Here is a 1,208-nt window from a genome sequence, read left to right as displayed (position 1 = left end):
GCACCGGCCGGGGGCACCCGCGGCGGAGACGGCGGTCCGCGGCGTCATCGCCGGTGCCGAGGTGGAGGCCCATCCGTCGCTCCGGGCCGACGGCAGCGTGGTGTGGTGGCTGGTCGGCGACACCGATCGCGGCCTGGCCGCCGTGGTGGAACGCGAGAGGTGGGAACTGCTGGCCCGGTTGCCGGGCCTGTTGCTCAACTCTTTGAACGTCGACCGCTGCCTGGAGACCACGGCGCAGCAGGCGGCCGCCCACCTGGCGGACGCCGCGGTGGTCGTCTCGCCGCACAGCGGGCGGGCGTTGCGCTTCGTGACCTGCCTGCGTGACGGTCGGCCGGTGCGGGGCCAGGTCCGGGCGGACCCGGCGGCCGTGCCCGGACTGGCCGAGGCCCTCCAGGGATTTCCGCCGGTGCCGTCCCGGTGGATCGACCCGGAAACGGCACCGAACTGGCTGCTGCCGGAGGGCCTGACGGCCGTCGGTGCGGTGTCCGTCACCCCGCTCCCGGGCCACGGTGTACCGGCGGGCGCGCTGGTACTGCTGCGCGGACCGGGCCACGGCGCCTTCACGCCCTCCGAGGAGGTCTTCGCCAGGTTGTTCGCAGCGCGCGCGGGCGCGGCGGTCTCGGCAGCCGTGATGTACTCGGAACAGGCCGCGATCACAGACCTGCTGATGCGGGAGCTCCTCCCCCCGCGACTCGAGCACATGAACGGGGCCGACTTCGCGGGCGGCTACCGGGCCTCGGTGGACCGCGACCGGGTCGGCGGCGACTTCTACGACGTCCACCCCGCGGCCGACCCCGACGGCGAGACCCTTGCGGTGCTCGGTGACGTCTGCGGCAAGGGGCTGGAGGCGGCCGTGCTCACCGGGAAGATCCGCAACACCCTGCACGCGCTGCTGCCACTGGCCGACGACCATCCGAGGCTGCTGTCGCTGCTCAACCGCGCGCTGCTGACCTCGCACCACACCCGCTTCGCCACCATGGTGCTGGCTTCGGTCCGGCGTCAGCAGAGCCGGGTGACGGTCCGCCTGTCCGCTGCCGGCCACCCCGCTCCGCTGATCGTCCGGGCGGACGGTCGGGTCGAGGTCTCCCGGACCCACGGCAGCCTGGTGGGCGCGCTGCCGGAGACCACGGTCGTGTCGGACACCGTCGTGCTCGCCCCCGGCGAGGCCTGCGTGCTCTACAGCGACGGTGTGACGGAGGCCCGCGGCG

1 protein-coding gene is annotated in these 1,208 nt (G+C 74.3%); it reads left to right on the top strand.

Annotated elements, in window-relative coordinates; translation table 11 throughout:
• A partial coding sequence (locus tag BI06_RS13085; RefSeq protein ID WP_107113353.1) for a PP2C family protein-serine/threonine phosphatase occupies window positions 1-1,208 on the top strand: 1,208 nt, incomplete at both ends.

The organism is Kitasatospora sp. MBT66, from assembly GCF_000710405.2.
Taxonomy (GTDB): domain Bacteria; phylum Actinomycetota; class Actinomycetes; order Streptomycetales; family Streptomycetaceae; genus Kitasatospora; species Kitasatospora purpeofusca.
Note: the sequence above shows the minus strand (reverse complement) of the source record. Positions and strands in the feature narration are given on the sequence as shown.